The sequence below is a fragment of the Bacillus sp. ABA4_010 genome, assembly GCF_056159105.1.
Map to the genome: position 1 here is coordinate 1,055,951 of NZ_JBSWUN010000003.1, position 16,837 is coordinate 1,072,787.

General features: G+C 41.9%; 15 protein-coding genes. 12 read left to right on the forward strand and 3 right to left on the reverse strand.

Annotated features, from left to right (window positions below; translation table 11 throughout):
* Positions 1 to 208: 208 nt before the first annotated feature.
* The 3 genes from ACXAEO_RS06435 (at position 209) to nfsA (ending at position 2,876) form a co-directional block, all read left to right on the forward strand.
* Entirely contained in the window at positions 209 to 859 is a 651-nt protein-coding gene (locus tag ACXAEO_RS06435; protein ID WP_474879348.1) for a 5-bromo-4-chloroindolyl phosphate hydrolysis family protein, read from the forward strand.
* Between the two features lie 26 nt (positions 860 to 885).
* Positions 886 to 2,037, forward strand: a complete 1,152-nt coding sequence (locus ACXAEO_RS06440) for a toxic anion resistance protein (RefSeq protein ID WP_474879352.1) — start codon at positions 886 to 888, stop codon at positions 2,035 to 2,037.
* Between the two features lie 89 nt (positions 2,038 to 2,126).
* Positions 2,127 to 2,876, forward strand: a complete 750-nt coding sequence (nfsA, locus tag ACXAEO_RS06445) for an oxygen-insensitive NADPH nitroreductase (protein ID WP_474879354.1) — start codon at positions 2,127 to 2,129, stop codon at positions 2,874 to 2,876.
* Between the two features lie 42 nt (positions 2,877 to 2,918).
* Here nfsA and ACXAEO_RS06450 read toward each other — a convergent pair whose 3' ends face one another.
* Positions 2,919 to 3,641: a DUF421 domain-containing protein gene (locus ACXAEO_RS06450; protein WP_474879356.1), complete on the reverse strand. Its 723-nt coding sequence runs from the start codon at positions 3,639 to 3,641 to the stop codon at positions 2,919 to 2,921.
* Positions 3,642 to 3,783: 142 nt separating this feature from the next.
* Between ACXAEO_RS06450 and ACXAEO_RS06455 the strand changes: the two genes are divergently transcribed.
* On the forward strand, positions 3,784 to 4,428 hold the full coding sequence (locus ACXAEO_RS06455) for a YhcN/YlaJ family sporulation lipoprotein (RefSeq protein ID WP_474879358.1): 645 nt from the start codon (positions 3,784 to 3,786) through the stop codon (positions 4,426 to 4,428).
* Positions 4,429 to 4,788: 360 nt separating this feature from the next.
* Here ACXAEO_RS06455 and ACXAEO_RS06460 read toward each other — a convergent pair whose 3' ends face one another.
* A complete protein-coding gene (locus ACXAEO_RS06460; protein WP_474879360.1) occupies positions 4,789 to 5,406 on the reverse strand; it encodes a TetR/AcrR family transcriptional regulator in 618 nt (205 codons plus the stop codon).
* A 244-nt stretch (positions 5,407 to 5,650) separates the two neighbouring features.
* Here ACXAEO_RS06460 and ACXAEO_RS06465 point away from each other — a divergent pair, with 244 nt between their 5' ends.
* The 6 genes from ACXAEO_RS06465 (at position 5,651) to ACXAEO_RS06490 (ending at position 12,519) form a co-directional block, all read left to right on the forward strand.
* Positions 5,651 to 7,771, forward strand: a complete 2,121-nt coding sequence (locus tag ACXAEO_RS06465; RefSeq protein WP_474879362.1) for an acetate--CoA ligase family protein — start codon at positions 5,651 to 5,653, stop codon at positions 7,769 to 7,771.
* A gap of 61 nt (positions 7,772 to 7,832) precedes the next feature.
* Positions 7,833 to 8,630 carry an enoyl-CoA hydratase gene (locus ACXAEO_RS06470; RefSeq protein ID WP_474879366.1) on the forward strand — a complete coding sequence of 266 codons (798 nt, stop codon included), beginning with the start codon at positions 7,833 to 7,835 and terminating at the stop codon, positions 8,628 to 8,630.
* A gap of 72 nt (positions 8,631 to 8,702) precedes the next feature.
* The gene (locus ACXAEO_RS06475) at positions 8,703 to 9,752 is read left to right on the forward strand and encodes an enoyl-CoA hydratase/isomerase family protein (RefSeq protein WP_474879368.1); all 1,050 of its coding nucleotides are present in this window, start codon (positions 8,703 to 8,705) and stop codon (positions 9,750 to 9,752) included.
* A gap of 120 nt (positions 9,753 to 9,872) precedes the next feature.
* Positions 9,873 to 11,408: a glycine betaine uptake BCCT transporter gene (locus tag ACXAEO_RS06480; RefSeq protein WP_474879371.1), complete on the forward strand. Its 1,536-nt coding sequence runs from the start codon at positions 9,873 to 9,875 to the stop codon at positions 11,406 to 11,408.
* Between the two features lie 18 nt (positions 11,409 to 11,426).
* Positions 11,427 to 12,248 (forward strand): enoyl-CoA hydratase/isomerase family protein, encoded by an 822-nt coding sequence (locus ACXAEO_RS06485; RefSeq protein ID WP_474879375.1) that lies wholly within the window; start codon positions 11,427 to 11,429, stop codon positions 12,246 to 12,248.
* A gap of 130 nt (positions 12,249 to 12,378) precedes the next feature.
* Positions 12,379 to 12,519, forward strand: a complete 141-nt coding sequence (locus ACXAEO_RS06490; RefSeq protein ID WP_474879378.1) for a hypothetical protein — start codon at positions 12,379 to 12,381, stop codon at positions 12,517 to 12,519.
* 110 nt (positions 12,520 to 12,629) lie between these two features.
* Here ACXAEO_RS06490 and ACXAEO_RS06495 read toward each other — a convergent pair whose 3' ends face one another.
* Positions 12,630 to 13,556, reverse strand: a complete 927-nt coding sequence (locus tag ACXAEO_RS06495; protein ID WP_474883995.1) for a VanW family protein — start codon at positions 13,554 to 13,556, stop codon at positions 12,630 to 12,632.
* 129 nt (positions 13,557 to 13,685) lie between these two features.
* Here ACXAEO_RS06495 and dacB point away from each other — a divergent pair, with 129 nt between their 5' ends.
* Both dacB and ACXAEO_RS06505 read left to right on the forward strand, forming a co-directional pair.
* Complete coding sequence (dacB, locus tag ACXAEO_RS06500) at positions 13,686 to 15,164, forward strand: D-alanyl-D-alanine carboxypeptidase/D-alanyl-D-alanine endopeptidase (protein WP_474879382.1); 1,479 nt, start codon at positions 13,686 to 13,688, stop codon at positions 15,162 to 15,164.
* A gap of 171 nt (positions 15,165 to 15,335) precedes the next feature.
* Positions 15,336 to 16,829, forward strand: a complete 1,494-nt coding sequence (locus ACXAEO_RS06505; protein WP_474879386.1) for an aldehyde dehydrogenase family protein — start codon at positions 15,336 to 15,338, stop codon at positions 16,827 to 16,829.
* The last annotated feature ends 8 nt before the right edge of the window (positions 16,830 to 16,837 follow it).

Sequence of the window (16,837 nt, forward strand, 5' to 3'; positions counted from 1 at the left end):
TGTAAAAATTAAGAAATAGAAAGGATTCAATGCTATATAGATGGAGCTTTAATATCCCTTTTCAATGAAGTTAAGGACTACCCAAAGTGTGATTGGTTTAAAATGGAGAATAGAAACTTGCATAAGTCGAAACTTTTTGTCGTGGTTATTCGTATTCATACATAGAGGGTATAAAGGTAATATGAGTTAAAGAAAGGACTATTCCATAATGAAAATAATCCGAAACTTGTTTTTATTGATGTTCAGCGGCTTTATCGGTTTCGTTTCCATTCCTATTTCCTTCTTTTTGTTGAATATTTCGTTTGTTCAATCTGTTCTAATTGGTATCGGTATTCCAACCGTCACAGTTTTTGGGATGATGGCACGTGTTTTATGGAAACGCATGACCAATGTTGATCCATATCGGGAAGAACTGGCGTATGTGAAGCATCAAGTAAAAGAAGCAAATAAAAAAGCGGCGGCCATTGGGGCATGCCGGTATAAAACGCCTTCCTTGACAGCATGGGTAAAAATTACGAAACTTCATAAGGTCGCAAAAGGAATCATTAAAGTTGTGGAAGAAGAACCAGCACGATACAACGACGTACAAGCCTTTTTTACACAACAGCTGCCAGCAGCGGTAACGCTTGTCGAGCGGTATACCTTTTTATTAAAGCAACCTGTCAGAAGCATTGAATTGACCGAAGCGCTCCGGGAAGCGGAACGATTGATGGATGATATGACAGAAGCTCATCAGCAAACATTGCTCCACGGTTTATCAAACGATGTAATGACCTTAGAGATTGAGGGGGAAATGTTCAAGCAGTCTTTTGATCAATCATCAGCGGATGCTTCGGATACTTCTCAGCACATAAAGTAAAAGGTGGATGAAAGGGAGAGAGACAGATGAATGAATCCAAAAAAGATTATTTAGATGAATTGCTTGTTGATCCTTTTGCTGGTACACCACAGCCGGTCATAGCGGAAGAGAAAGCGCCGAAAGCAAGGTCAACATGGGAGGTCCTGGACCCAGAGTATCAAGAAAAAGCCCGAAAAGTGGCGGAACAAATCGATTATAAAAATCAGCAGGCGATTTTACAATACGGGGTCGCTGCGCAATCGGAGCTTTCGCAGTTTTCACATTCCGTTTTAAACCATATTCAAAAAAAGGACACAGGTCCGATTGGTGATGCGATTTCAGAACTTATGCACAAAATTAATCAAGTTAACCCGGAAGATTTTACGAAACAGCGCAAAGGGATTGTCGGTCGTTTATTTTCATCCTTATCGAAGCCGATGCAAGGAATGTTTTCGAAGTACCAAAGTATTAATGTGGAAATTGACAAAATTGCCGATAAGCTCGAAGGCGCTCGACAAACGTTAATGCGTGACTTAATAATGCTTGATAAGTTATTTGAAAAAAACAAGCAATTTTACGATGCGCTCAATATTTACATTGCAGCGGCTGAATACAAATTAGAGTCACTGCAAAATGAAACGTTACCTGCTTTGCAGCAAAAGGCTTCCGATACGAATGATTATTTGGCCATTCAAGAAGTGAATGACATTAACCATTTCATTACCCGTCTTGAAAAGCGTGTGCATGATTTACAGTTGAGCCGTCAAATTGCAGTCCAAAGCGCGCCGCAAATCCGTCTTATTCAAGAGGTAAACCAAACGCTCGTTGAAAAAGTACAAAGTTCCATTTTAACAGCGATTCCTTTATGGAAAAACCAAGTAGTCATTGCTTTGACCTTACTTCGCCAGAAAAAAACGATGGAAGCACAGCGCCAAGTGTCGAAAACGACGAATGAACTGTTAACGAGAAACTCGGAACTGCTGAAACAAAATACGATTGATGTAGCGAAAGAAAATGAACGAGGCATTGTTGATATTGAAACGCTGAAGCGCACGCAAGAAAATTTATTGAGCACGCTTGAAGAAGTACTTCAAATTCAGCAGGATGGACGCATGAAACGTCAGGAAGCGGAGCGGGAGCTTGTTGTGATGGAGCAAGACTTAAAAACAAGGTTGCTTAATATGAATCCGCGCAGCTAAAACAATGAATGAAAAACTCCCCTTAAAGCAAGCATTATATATGAAAGAGTGCCTGAATGCGGTTACAATGGAAAGGGGAGGGATAATTGATGAATAACGTTATTGAAACATTATTGAACCATCGATCTATTCGAAAGTATGAAGATAAGCCTTTGACGGATGAGGAAATCCGCACGCTTGTCGAGTCTGCACAGGCTGCTTCTACTTCGAGCTACATTCAGGCATATTCCATCATCGGTGTGAAGGATAAGGAAAAGAAGAGGAAACTTGCTGAACTTGCAGGAAATCAACCATATGTGGAAACGAACGGACATTTGTTCATTTTTTGTGCCGATTTCTTTCGTCATGAAGTGTTGGCCAACATGGAAGGAAAAGAGATTACGGATTCCATTGAAAGTACAGAAAAATTCATGGTGGCGGTCATCGATGCCGCACTTGCTGCTCAAAATGCAGCCGTAGCGGCAGAATCAATGGGGCTTGGCATTTGCTACATCGGGGGGGTGCGAAACCACCTTGAAGAAGTGTCAAAGCTTTTACATATTCCAAAGCGTGTTGTTCCGCTGTTTGGCATGACGGTGGGCCACCCTTTACATGAATCAAGCAAAAAGCCACGCCTGCCGTTTCAGCATGTGTACCACGAGGAAACATACAACCAAAACGAAGAGGAATTACAGCAACAGCTTCATGAGTATAATGATAAGATTCAAGCCTACTATACGGAACGAACTGGCGGCAAGCGAAGCGACACATGGACAGGGCAAATGGCAAGTATGCTTTCAAACCCGACAAGAATGTACATGAAGGAATTCATTGAAAAGCAGGGCTTGAATAAAAAGTAAAGGAAAAAGGCGGAGACGGTAGGGTCCCGCTTTTTTTGTTTGTTAATGAAAGAAAGGAGGATGATGACTTAGAGATAAATGCCGTTTGCATATGTGCAGTTCTTTTCGTTTGTTAATCGAAGCAAAAAATACATCGTTGACCGATAAAATATGCTGACTTTCCAATTGCTTCATGAGCCAAGTTTCATCGAGTTGAAGCACGTCCAATACTTCTTCATAAATGACCCCTTCGACAATGACGGGAAACGCTACTTCTGCCTCTTGTGCTGGGGTATGTAAGTCTTCTACTTTTGCATTCGTTTTCTCTGGCTTCTTCAGAATGGAGAGCTTTCCATTTCCCTCAATAATCGCCAGCTGAACATCCCGTATATCAAACACATCTTTCTCTCGAAGCAATCCAAGAATGTTATCAATGGAGTATTGAATTTTCTTTAAGTTGTCTGAAAGAAACATCCCATTTTCCATTACCACAGTCGGTTCAAAGGTTACTATTTTTTCCACTTTTCGGTGCGCGATTTTACTTTTGGCGACCGTTTTTTGTAAAAAAGCAATAAGAATCATCGCCACAATTGTATGGATATGCTCAATTTTTGGATCGGCAATGTCAGCACCAACAACGGCTCCTAACGTGAGGATGGACAAAAAATCAAAAACGGGCAACTCTCCAATCGAACGCTTTCCCATATACAATGTTAAAAATAATAAGAGTGGCAAAATGGTAATGATTCTTCCCGCAACAAGAAGAAGGTCTTTGGCGAGATCCATTGTTTATTGGCCTCCTTTTCATACTTCTTTTAGTATCTGTCTAAAAAGAGGGAACTATGTTTCCTTTTGTTTCATGACATCAAACGGTGTCTCTGTTGCAAACTATAATTGTGTTGCCATTACCCTTAAAGGAGGCCGACAAATGACATCATTGCATAAATGGGTTTTAACAGCAGGAGCGGTTTCGATGCTTAGTTTGACTGGTTGTAACACGGATAATGCGGCAGATGAACGAACAGCGCTTAATGACAACATGCGTAATGTCACATATATCGGCGACGATGAACGTGTTGTGAATGAGAATAACCGATATACCACCGATGATAATGGAAGATACGGTGTCGACGGTTCACTACGTAATGTTCGTAATGTCGGAGGCGGCGGTGAGGGAATCAATAATCCGCTTCGAAATAACGGAGATGTCGACGGTCTTGTTAATCGACGTGATGAACCACTTATGAGTAAAGCTGATGAAGCTGCAGATAAAGTAGCTAGTTTACAAGGGGTAGAACGGGCGACCGTCATTGTGACAGACCGTAATGCGTATGTCGCTGCAGAGCTTGATGGGCAGCCAAATGCTGCGCTGACACGCCGAATGGAAAATGAAATTGCGGAGGCAGTGCGGCAAACCAATGGGAACATCCGAAATGTATATGTATCGACAAACCCTGATTTTATGGGGCGCATGGATGGTTACGCAAATGATATTGACACAGGAAGACCGGCTACTGGACTTTTTGATGAGTTTAACGAAGCAGTACGCCGTGTTTTTCCGAATGCAAGATAGGGTGTCTTAAAATGAATATTAGATAAGCTCCGCAAAATGGACCGTTACGAAAAACCAACAATGGGTTTCAGTAATCGGTCCATTTTGCATGAAACAGGAACATAACGATTTTCCAAAATGATTTCAACGTATGAAATACTTTTTAAGTATGATGAAATTTTTCAATGAATATCATTGACTAAAGGAAAAGATTGGATTTTAATGAGGGTATTGTGAGAAATGAACAGAGTAGTTGGAGAGCAGGCACTAAAATTTTCAAACATATATGAGAGGAAGTGGTAAAAGTGAAAATTAATGAACACTCTACGCTTGAAGGAACGGGTAACACTGCCGCGAATCATTCAAGTGTAGAGTGTGTTTTCATTCAGCGATAAAAGCAGTTTCAGCGTTTTGATTTGTTAAATAGTTGGCAATTGTTTCAAAACAGTTGTCCCGGTAAAAGCTGTGCAGGTCGTCATTATTTCGCATGAGCCATTGAATAAGCGAGCCGTCAATTAATGCACGAATCGCATACGCTGCTTTGTCTACATCCACATCTGCGAAAATGCCTTCCTTCTGACCAAGTTCAATAATTTCCCTGCCTAATGACCAGCAGTTTTCGTAAAATTGATCGTTAATTTTTCGGAATTGTTCATTGTGGGTCGCTTGAGCTAAAAATTCAAGGTAGACACGATAAAATTTTCGATTATCAGCCGGACTTGTAAAGACGGCATGAACATAGGCGCGAAGTTTATGAAGCGCCGTTTCTTCTTTACTGATGGCTGCATATTCATTTTTATAGATTTTTTCGGTTATCCACGCAAGCAGGTGGCAAAAAACATCTTCTTTATTATCAAAATAATAGCTTGTCACGCCTTTGCTTACATCTGCATAGTCGGCAATATCTTGAAGGGTTACGTTATGAAAACCTTTTTCCGATACCGCTTGAAAGGCCGCACGCAACACTTGTTTTCGTCGCTCTTCCGCTTTAGAGCTCATGATTATCACCAATCCTTTTACGTCTATTATACATAAAAAAACTGACCAGATAAAATAAAAAAATCTTTCACCGATGGAAGTTTCCTTAATTGGGTGGCAACATGTAAAATAAAAAATAATGACCAGTCAAAATTTTTATTGACTTACATTTAATGCCCGAATATAATTCAATTATAAATATTCTAAATATTTAAAAATAATCCTTCTTCATGATGAAAAATGGAATGAGAAAAGAGGTGTAAATATGAACGAGCAAGAGCTTAACGTTTTATTACAGCCCGTTCAATCAATCGCTATTGTTGGGGCAAACTACCGGTTTGCCTGCCAAGTTATGCTGGACAATTTGAAACAATTTGCCTTTCACGGTGATATTTTTCTAGTGAATCCGAAGTATGAGCAATTAAATGGCATGAAGTGCTACAACACACTGTTGGAGATTGAAAAGCCGGTTGATGCTGTAGTTGGCGTTGTGAATCCGCAGTTAATGCTAGATGTCGTCCGAAATGCAGGAAAAATTGGCGCAAAAATTGTCATTATTCCAGGGGGCGGCTATGGGGAAAGTGGTCCAGAAGGGAAAGAAATTCAAGATGCCATTTTGGAAGAAGCAGCGAAAACAGGCATTAGAATTGTCGGACCAAACTGCATGGGGTATGTAAATATGCACAATTCCTTCACCCCATACATTGGCACACTACATCGACCGATGCGCCTGCTTCGGAAAGGGTCCGTTTCCATTGTATCGCAGAGCGGTTCGGTCATCGATGCTTTTCTTGCTTCTCGTCTTGGCTTAAGCCGAATTTATTCTACTGGAAACGAAGCAGATTTAAAAATGGGGGATTATATTAAAATATTAGCAAAAGATCCGGCAACATCCGTGATTGTACTGTATATTGAAGGGATTCGCGATCAAGAACATTTTTTGAAAGCGCTTCAAGTTTGTAGGGAGTACCGCAAGCCAGTGATTGCGCTAAAGGTCGGTAAAACAGAAAAGTCATCGGCAATGGCACATGCTCATTCCGGAGCGCTTGCAGGGAACTATACGATTGAAAAACTTGTGTTGGAAGAGCATGGCGTCATTTTCGTCAATGATCTTGATGAAGCGGCAGCGGCGGCTCAAATGCTTTCATATCCATACCTCCCAAAACAGCACACATTAGCTGCCATGACAGTATCAGGCGGACAGGCTAGTTTACTGCTTGACCTAGCAGAAGAAGCGGGTGTTGAGTTAGCAGAGTTATCAGCGGTCACCAAGCAGGAACTGCAGGCGGTTCTTCCAGAGCTTGCGCCGTTCTCTAATCCAATGGATGCTTGGGGGAAAAGCAAAAAAGAATTTTCAGAAGTTTCTAAAATATGTTTAGAACAGTTTGTGAAAGACCCGAATATTGGAATTGTGTCTGTTGCGATTGATGCACCAATTGGTCAAGGTGACCATGAGTTTGATTTTACAGGCACACCGGCCAAAAATCTTGCTGAATTAAGGAAACAGACGAACAAACCGCTTTTATATTTAACACATATCCAAACCGATTTTGATCCGCGCGTCCTCACGATTTTGGATGAAGCGGGAATTCCAGCGATACAAGGTACACGCAATGCATTAGCAGCATGCCGAGCGTTGTTTCAATACACGGAATTTTTGGCGAAGAAGGATGAAACACCAATTTATCCGATTAATGATGCGACTTTTCATACACCACCTATCCTGCTTCATGACGAAGAGGGGAGAGAACTTTTGGAAGAGAACGGATTTATGTCACCGCCTGAAAAAGCAGTGGATAGCTTGGAGGAAGCGATTGCTTTTTCAGAAAGCATCGGTTATCCAGTCGTATTAAAGGCCCAAGGGCTTGCTCATAAGTCAGATGTCGGTGGTGTGGCATTAAACCTTCAAAATGCAAAAGAGTTGGAAGCGGCTTGGAATGAAATGGCTCATTTGCAATCACCGCATTATCTTGTGCAGGCGATGATTCATGAAGGCTTTGAAACCATTCTTTCTTATAAAACCGATCCCCGCTACGGTCCAATTGTTCTCTTTGGATTAGGAGGAATCTATACGGAGTTGCTGAAAGACGTCGTGCTGGCTGTCCCGCCCATTACAACAGAAAAGGCGAGAAAAATGGTTGAAAGCATCCACGCTTTATGGAAACATGTGAACGGATATCGCGGCAAGCCTCCGCTTGATTTGAACACGTTAATTGATGCCATTGTAAAAATGGGGGATATGGCAGAAAAGCATTATGAAGACATTGTTGAATTTGAAATTAACCCACTCTACGTTCGTCCACAAGGAAAAGGAGTCGTTGCTCTTGATGTGCTCGCATCCGTGCAGAAACGCAAGACACTTGAAAAAGGAATGCTGATTAGCTAAGCTTATAGATGCTGGGATTTTATTTTAATCAATAAAGAAATGGAGTGAAGGAGAAATGGAAATGACGACAGTGAAAGAATTTAAAAATATTCAATTAAAGGTGGAAAATCGTGTTGCCTACATTTCGATTAATAACCCGCCGGCTAATGCGATGAGCTCAGAGACGGTAAATGGTTTATCGGAATGCATTGATTATGCAGCGAATACACCAGAAATTAAGGCCATTGTTCTGACAGGTGAAGGAAAGTTTTTTGTAGCAGGTGCTGATATTAAAGAATTCGTACCAGCATTTGATAGTGAAGAAAAAGGGAAAGCTCTTTCTGTGAATGCACAAGCTGTTTTCAATAAAATTGAGCAACTGACAAAGCCGGTCATTGCGGTGATTAACGGTGCATGCTTAGGCGGAGGACTGGAGTTGGCGATGTGCTGCCATATGCGTATTGCGGCAGATGAAGCCAAGCTTGGACAGCCAGAACTAAATTTAGGGCTTATTCCTGGATTTGGCGGTACACAACGGTTAGCTCGTTTAACAAATAAGGCGAAGTCGCTCGAATTAATTCTGACCGGTCAATTTATTGATGGAAAAGAGGCAGAACGTATTGGACTAGTTAATAAATCGGTGCCTCTTGCGGAACTAATGGACGAAGCGAAAAAGCTTGCTGAAGCGATTGCTCTTAATAAAAGTCAGCCATCTGTTGCTGCAACAATTGAGGCAGTCAATAAAGGAATGGAGACAACGCTTGAAGAAGGTTTAGCAATAGAAGCAGACCTTTGGGCAAAGCTGTTTATAACGGAAGACATGAAAGAAGGAGTTAATGCTTTTATTGAAAAGCGAAAAGCGGTCTTTAAAGATCAGTAATGAGAAACATGCGGCTTCATCTTTTGAAGCCGCAGTCGTTCTTTTTGAAAAACAAGTAAGGCGGTGATGAGGATGCTTACGAAAGTAAGTGTTGTAACGGAATCTCAGAATGGGATTGGCTGGATTAAGCTTAACCGGCCACAAGCATTAAATTCCTTAAATGCAGAGATGGTCGAAGCGATGTATCAGCAACTGCAAGAATGGAAGGACGATGAGCAAATTGCGCTTGTCTGTATATATGGTGAAGGGGAAAAAGGGCTATGTGCTGGCGGTGATATGCGCGCATTTTATGATTTAAAAGAAAATGGGGCAAAAGCATATGCGCACCAGTTTTTTTCAACGGAGTACCCGATGGATTATGAGATTCATCACTATCCAAAGCCAGTTGTCGTATATATGAACGGCATTGTTATGGGCGGTGGAGTCGGCCTGTCGATTGGTGCGTCTCATCGTCTTGTGACAGAAACGACGAAGTGGGCCATGCCTGAAATGAACATTGGCTTCTTCCCAGATGTTGGAGCGAGCTACTTTTTAAATCAAATGCCTGGCTATCTTGGCTATTATCTTGCCTTAACCGCATCTGTCATTAAAGCGGAAGATGTATTGTATGCTCGTGCAGCGGATTATTATATAGAAACTAAAGACTGGAGTGCGATTAAACAAGCGTTAGAAGAAAAAATATGGTTGTTGGATTCAGCAAAACAAGAGCTTGATGCACTCTTACAACCGTTTAGTACACCGTCTATATCACCATCTCTTCGCCATGACCAGATTGATCAGCATTTTCAATTTCATACAATTGAGGCGATTGTAGCATCGCTTGAAGAAGCGGCGAAACAAGGGGATAAATGGGCAGAGCAAACATTGGCGGTCATGTTGTCTAAATCGCCGACATCGCTAAAAGTGACGCTTCGCCAACTGCAGAAAGGAAAGCAGAAATCGTTGCAAGAATGTTTTGATATGGAAATGAACTTGGCGATGAATTTTATGGAATGTCATGACTTTTATGAAGGGGTCCGCTCAGTTCTTGTTGATAAAGACCGCTCTCCAAAATGGAGCCCATCCTCACTTGAAGAGGTGACAGACGAGCAAGTTGCTGCCTTTTTTCAAGATAAACAGTAAGAATGAAGAACTAAACATGAGGGCATGAAAAGCCCTTGTTGTTTAGTTATTGATGGCTGGATACGCTTCATGTGATGTATTTTGGAAACGCTTACTTAAAAGAGGGGTGGAAAAGAAATCGTGTTAAAGAAAAATGTTGTATTTAATGTGTCTCTCGTCATTAGTTTAATTTTTATTGCATTCGGTATTCTTTCTCCTGAACGTCTAGGCACAACGGCGAACCTTCTTTTAGAGAAAATTGCAGAATATATGGGGTGGTATTACTTAACAGCCGTCTTTTTTTTCCTTTTCGTTTGTGTTTATGCGGCCTTTTCTAAATATGGACACATTCGTTTAGGAAAAGATCATGATCGCCCGAAATATAGCACCGCTTCTTGGATTGCAATGCTGTATAGTGCGGGAATCGCCATTAGTATTTTATTTTGGGGAGTAGCAGAGCCTGTTTATACGTACATATCACCTCCGTATGGGGAAGGAAGTACACCGGAAGCAGCGGAAACAGCAATGAAGTATTCGTTCTTTCATTGGGGGTTTCATTTGTGGGGCACCTATGCTGTTGCCGGGCTCATTTTAGCTTATTTTCAATATCGAAAAAATAAATCGGCTTTGTTAAGCGCTACACTTTATCCGCTGCTGGGGGAACGTGTAAACGGACCGATTGGAAAAACGGTTGATATTATGACGATTTTAGCATCGGTCTTTGGAGTGACAACCTCATTAGGCTTAGGGACAATCCAAATTAACGGAGGTCTTCATTCTCTTTGGGGTGTGCCAAATACTACTCCAGTGCAAATTACGATTGTCGTAATATTGACGGTTTTGTTTTTAATATCCGCTTGCTCTGGATTGGACCGAGGGATTAAATATTTATCAAACATTAACATCATATTAGCGTTAACGATTATGACAATGCTGTTTGTACTCGGTCCGACTGCCCACATCTTTAGAACTTTCATCGGGACAACCGGTCATTACTTAAATGATTTTCTACTATTAAGCTTCCGTTTAGAAGCATTCCGTGATAATTCATGGATTTCAGGCTGGACAATTTTTTACTGGGGGTGGCTCATCGCGTGGGCTCCGTTTGTCGGTTTATTTATTGCACGTATTTCCCAAGGAAGAACGATTAAAGAATTCATTATTGGCGCACTCGTTGTCCCGTCTGTCGGTACGTTATTTTGGTTTTCCGTCTTTGGCGGCTCCGCCCTGCACGTTATTCAAAATCTAGGTGGAACGGCGTTAGCTGATGCCGTTACATCTGATATTGCCTCTGCTTTGTTTGCTTTTTATGAATATTTTCCACTTAGTTCTGTAATTAGCATTATGACCGTTATTTTATTGTTCACATTTTTCATTACATCTGCCGATTCAGCCACATTCGTATTAGGAATGTTTAGTGAACAAGGCAATTTAAATCCTTCGAATAAAACAAAAATTATTTGGGGGGTCATTATGTCTACTGTTGCCATCGTGCTATTAGTGAGCGGCGGATTAAAACCGCTCCAATCTGTCTCGGTTGCCGTAGCTCTGCCATTTTCCATCGTCATGGTTATGATGTGTTTGGCGTTCTTTAAAGAGCTCAAAAAAGAGGTTCATGAAGCTAGTGAAGTAGAAGAAGAAATCAATTTGCCAATCCCAAAAACAAAAAGCATTTAATAGGAGAGTGAAGAAGAAATGGAAAAAATGGTTGGAATGTATGAAACAATTATGTATGAAGTACAAAACGAGGTTGCGATTATTACGTTGAACCGTCCTAAAGTGAATGCGGTAAATGAGCAAATGACAAACGATGTATGGAATGCGCTTGATCGTGCGGAAAAAGATGCTTCTGTCAAAGCTGTTATTTTAACGGGAGCCAATCATGTGTTTTCAGCAGGAGGCGATTTGAAAGAAGCGTTTGATCTTCCAACGCCCATTGGAAAAGAGCCGTCAGAGGTGTATCGTGCGCAACTTGAAACGTTTTATCGGGTTGCTTTGAAGTTGTGGGATTTGAAAAAACCGGTTATTGCGGCGGTTGATGGCTATGCGTTAGGGGTGGCTGCGGATTGGGTATTTTCCGCCGACGTTGCGATTGCCTCGGATCGCGCAAGCATTGGGGAGCCTGAGATTCGTTTCGGTGCTGCCCCGGCTGCTTTAATGATGCCATGGGTGGTAGGGATGAGAAAGGCGAAGGAGTTATTGTATACAGGTGATTCTGTCGATGCAGAAGAAGGGTATCGCCTCGGTATTTTTAACCGTGTCGTTCCGACCAAGCAATTAATGAATGAAGCAATGAAGATGGCTGAAAAAATGTGCCAAATCCCACCATCTGCCTTAAAAATTACAAAAATGACGGTTAACAAAACATATGAACTAATGAATTTGAAGCAAGCGCTTGACTATAATATTGAAACAGCTATCTCGATGTTCTTTTTAAATCAGGAGCAAGAGATTGCTGAAGCAGGAAGGGTATTGAGGGAGGAAGGATTAAGCGCTTTTTTGAAAGGTTCGAAATAAACTTTTCCTACGATGGCTTTCATGTTCATAACGGTTAAAAAGTTTCCGTTCGCACAACATAAAGAAAGCTACCACCAGCGAAGTCCTTGCTTCTGCTGATGGGAAGTATTTGTGTAAGGGAGCTGTTACAGTGAATAAAAAAGATAGATTGAAAGCTGGTAACAAAAATGAACAAAGCGCGTTCATTCATGATGAAAAGATGACGTGCAACGATGAATTATTTCAAAAAGAGCTGCGAGCCATTGTTGAGGATGGTACAAAACATGATTAAGTCAAAGTTTCTCCAGTAAGCTCTAAACATTTTGAGAAATAGTTATGTTTCTGTTTTGCGGAGATGGTCTGAAAAGAGTGGTTTTCACCTTTTCAGACCATCTCCTTTTCTCATTGTGTATGGGTACCGCTTCCTTCAGAATCAATCATTATTTCTTGCGGCAGTTCATGAGAGGCTCGCGGAACTGTACGTGGGATGTATTCAACCGTGTCAGAGGAATGAATCGTCACGACAACTCTTCCTGCATATGATTTCGCACGGATGAGAATTGGTTGATTATAGTTGTTTTCAAAACGAAAATCAGGTCCATACCAACTGACAGTCGCATCACGGCCTGGAGGAACGTACGGGACGCGCCGACTGTGGGAATAGCGCTGTACAATTTTGACTCCTGCATTGTCGACCGCATTAAACAACGTTGAGGATACTTGGCAAATTCCGCCCCCAACTCCTTCGGACAATTCTCCGCGCACAATGATTGGCGCGCGCATATACCCTTTTTCCTCGGTTCTTTTGCCCACAACCTCATTGAAGGAAAACGCCTCGCCTGGAAATACAACATGGTTGTTAATGGCTTCGGCAGCAAGTGAAATATTATGTGACCGTGTGGCATTGTAGCCGTTAAAATATGTCACATACTCACCAATCTGCTTCGTTTTTATATGTGCAAGCAATTCACTGTCCACTTTCGGATAAAGGGGAATGACGGGCACTTCCATTTTTGCTTGTTTTCCACTAAAAAAGGCCTGATAAAACTGCTCTTGAAATTTTTGTTGATGGAGCTTATATCCAGTTTGGCTGGGCAAAATATTTCCGTTATTGTCAATGCTTGCATTAACCGGCTGTTTATAAAGTGCCTGGTTAAGCTCGTCTGTTAATTGTTCGTATTTTCTTTCATCCATAATAGGTGTACCAGCTAACAGGATTGTATAATCCATGCGGTCAACAGTGGCAATGGCTTCATTTTGCCTTGTAAGGATAATTTTTTCTGACATTTGCACATGTTGTGCGAATAATAGGCCAACAATCCAAAACATTTTTATCACAGGACACATACCTCCACTTCTTTATTATGACTGAAAAGACGGTACTTCATGTGCATGGTTAATGACGGTTGCGGCGGGCAAACTAGAGGTGACAGAAAACATAGATCGATGGAGGAGTTTATGATTGGATATAGGAAGAGGTTGCGCTCGTTCGGCTGCTTGTTAATCATTATGTTTCTCGTAATGTCAGTCCATGAAAAGGGGGTAAATGGCGCCGGCAGTTCTACAAATTTGGAACGTCAAATCAATGAAATACTGGCAGATGAACGATTAAACGGGGCAATTAGTGCGGTCAGTATTCGCGATGCACAAAGCGGGGAGATTCTTTTTAGCCGATTCGGAGATATGCGTCTCACCGTTGCTTCAAGCATGAAACTGTTGACAGGTGCGGTGGCTCTTCACGTGTTAGGGCCCGAATATACGTTTCAAACAGAACTGCTGACAGATGGTCAAGTGAAGGGACATACACTTCGCGGAAATCTGTACATAAAAGGAAAAGGAGACCCGACTTTGACGCCACAAGATTTCAATGAGTTGGCGAAAGAACTGAGGCAGCTTGGCATACATAAAATAGCTGGGAATGTCGTGAGTGACGACACGTGGTATGATGACGAGAGATGGTCCGAAGATATGATGGTAACCGATGAGTCTTATTATTACGGGGCAGCTATTTCAGCGTTAACGGCTTCTCCGGACGAGGATTATGACGCTGGAAGTGTAATGGTCGATGTTGCGCCGACTAAACAAGGAAAACCGGCAATGGTTACCCTCCATCCTAAAACAGATGCCGTAACCATTGTGAACGAAACCGTGACCGGCGAAAAAGAAGCGGCAAAGGCCCTTCATCTGACACGCAAACATGGGACAAATACGCTCTTAATTGAAGGAACGATACCACTGGAGGCAAAGCCGGAACGAGAGTGGATGGCTGTGGAAAATCCAACCGTTTATGCCCTTGATTTATTCCAGCAATCGTTAAGGAAAGAAGGAATTCAAGTAAAGGGGGAAGTGTTGCAAGGGGGAGAAATTCCAAAAAAGGCCACCATCTTATTCACAAAACAGTCCCCGCCGCTCTCTGCTATTTTCATTCCATATATGAAATTAAGCAATAATACGATTGCTGAAACACTTGTCAAAGAAATGGGAAAAGTCGTCTATGATGAAGGAAGCTGGGAAAAAGGGCTAAAGGTTATGAATGATAGTTTGCTTACGATAGGTGTCAATCCGGCTGTCATGAGGCTTCGTGACGGGTCGGGCATTTCTCATATCAGTACGGTGCCTGCGAATGAATTGTCTAAGCTGCTTGTTGAAGTACGGAAAGAGAAATGGTTTCCCGTCTTACTGCAATCACTTCCGGTCGCTGGTGCCAATGATCGACTAATCGGTGGAACGTTGCGGCACCGCATGAAAAAGACGGCAGCAGCAGGAAACGTGAGAGCGAAAACCGGAACGGTGACAGGCGCCTCTTCGCTTGCTGGTTATGTAACGACAAAAGGAGGGAAAGAAGTCGCTTTTGTCATAGTGTTCAATCACTTTTTAGGCAAAAATGTTAAAGAAATAGAAGATGAAATGGCTATTTTACTTGCTGAATATTTGTGAACTTTATGAAGGAAAGAAGATTTAAAAGAGAAGATGACACTCTTTTAGGTCTTTTTTCTTATAATAGAAAAAATAGTGAATTTTCAATAAAAATATTTTGAAAATTACCCAAAAGATGGTAGAATGTATTTTGGAAGCGGTTCCAAATATAAGTAGATTGGGAGTGGGGAAATGCAAAACGTAAGCGCAAAAGGAATGGAGTTAAGTCCGAGATTAGTAGAGTTTTTAAACGGTGTGAAAAAACTGTACATAAATGGAGAATGGGTTGACTCCATTTCAGGTAAAACGTTTGAAACTGTGAACCCTGCAACTGGTGAAAAGCTGGCAGATGTCGCCGAAGCCGGACCTGAAGATATCGATTTGGCCGTAAAAGCAGCAAGAGAAGCATTCGATCATGGACCATGGTCAAGAATGGGAACGGCAAAGAAAAGTCGTCTCATTTATAAACTAGCAGACTTAATGGAAGAGCATAAAGTAGAATTAGCACAGCTTGAAACATTGGATAATGGAAAGCCAATCCGTGAAACGTCTAATGCGGATGTCCCACTTGCGATTGAGCATTTCCGCTACTTTGCCGGCTGGTCGACAAAAATTGTCGGACAAACGATTCCGGTACAAGGCAATTATTTTAACTATACACGTCATGAAGCAGTCGGTGTTGTTGGACAAATTATTCCGTGGAATTTCCCGCTGTTAATGGCGGCATGGAAGCTAGGTGCCGCATTGGCAACAGGCTGCACAGTTGTCTTAAAGCCGGCTGAGCAAACACCGCTATCGGCTTTATATTTAGCAAAATTAATGGAAGAAGCAGGTTTCCCGAAAGGCGTTATTAACGTCGTGCCAGGCTACGGAAAAACTGCAGGAGCGCCACTTGTCGATCACCCGCTTGTAGATAAAGTAGCGTTCACTGGTTCAACAGCTGTCGGAAAATATATTATGAGACAAGCAAGTGAATCGCTAAAGCGCGTCACATTGGAGCTTGGAGGTAAGTCGCCGAACATTATCTTGCCAGATGCCGACCTTTCAAAAGCAGTACCTGGAGCCTTAATGGGTATTATGTTCAATCAAGGGCAAGTGTGCTGCGCGGGAAGCCGCTTATATGTTCAAAAAAGCATGTATGACAATGTTGTCGCCGATTTAGTTTCCTTGACGAAAACGATTAATCAAGGAAACGGTTTGCATGAACATACGACGATGGGGCCGCTAATTTCTGCCGAACAGCAAAAACGCGTAAAAAATTATATCGATAAAGGGGTAGAAGAAGGAGCGGAAGTGTTAGCAGGTGGAACAATTCCGTACGATCAAGGTTATTTCGTATCTCCTACAGTATTCGCAGACGTCAATCACTCTATGACAATTGCAAAAGAAGAAATTTTCGGACCAGTTGTTGCAGCGATGCCGTTTGATGATTTAGACGATTTAGTGAAAAAAGCGAATGACTCAGACTACGGTTTGGCTGCCGGTGTGTGGACACAAGATATTAAAAAGGCACATTACTTAGCACATCGCATTAAAGCGGGAACAGTATGGGTGAACTGCTATAACGCATTTGACGCAGCTAGTCCGTTCGGCGGCTATAAGCAATCCGGTATTGGCCGTGAAATGGGAAGCTATGCGCTCGAAAACTATACAGAAGTGAAGAGCGTTTGGGTGAATATGGACTGATGGTTTCA

Coding starts and splice junctions, on each gene's coding strand:
- ACXAEO_RS06495 (WP_474883995.1), bottom strand. CDS start 13,556: ATGTTTTGGATTGTTGGCCTATTATTCGCACAACATGTGCAAATGTCA.
- ACXAEO_RS06460 (WP_474879360.1), bottom strand. CDS start 5,406: ATGAGCTCTAAAGCGGAAGAGCGACGAAAACAAGTGTTGCGTGCGGCC.
- ACXAEO_RS06465 (WP_474879362.1), top strand. CDS start 5,651: ATGAACGAGCAAGAGCTTAACGTTTTATTACAGCCCGTTCAATCAATC.
- ACXAEO_RS06450 (WP_474879356.1), bottom strand. CDS start 3,641: ATGGATCTCGCCAAAGACCTTCTTCTTGTTGCGGGAAGAATCATTACC.
- ACXAEO_RS06475 (WP_474879368.1), top strand. CDS start 8,703: ATGCTTACGAAAGTAAGTGTTGTAACGGAATCTCAGAATGGGATTGGC.
- nfsA (WP_474879354.1), top strand. CDS start 2,127: ATGAATAACGTTATTGAAACATTATTGAACCATCGATCTATTCGAAAG.
- ACXAEO_RS06505 (WP_474879386.1), top strand. CDS start 15,336: ATGCAAAACGTAAGCGCAAAAGGAATGGAGTTAAGTCCGAGATTAGTA.
- ACXAEO_RS06440 (WP_474879352.1), top strand. CDS start 886: ATGAATGAATCCAAAAAAGATTATTTAGATGAATTGCTTGTTGATCCT.
- ACXAEO_RS06435 (WP_474879348.1), top strand. CDS start 209: ATGAAAATAATCCGAAACTTGTTTTTATTGATGTTCAGCGGCTTTATC.
- dacB (WP_474879382.1), top strand. CDS start 13,686: ATGATTGGATATAGGAAGAGGTTGCGCTCGTTCGGCTGCTTGTTAATC.
- ACXAEO_RS06470 (WP_474879366.1), top strand. CDS start 7,833: ATGACGACAGTGAAAGAATTTAAAAATATTCAATTAAAGGTGGAAAAT.
- ACXAEO_RS06485 (WP_474879375.1), top strand. CDS start 11,427: ATGGAAAAAATGGTTGGAATGTATGAAACAATTATGTATGAAGTACAA.
- ACXAEO_RS06455 (WP_474879358.1), top strand. CDS start 3,784: ATGACATCATTGCATAAATGGGTTTTAACAGCAGGAGCGGTTTCGATG.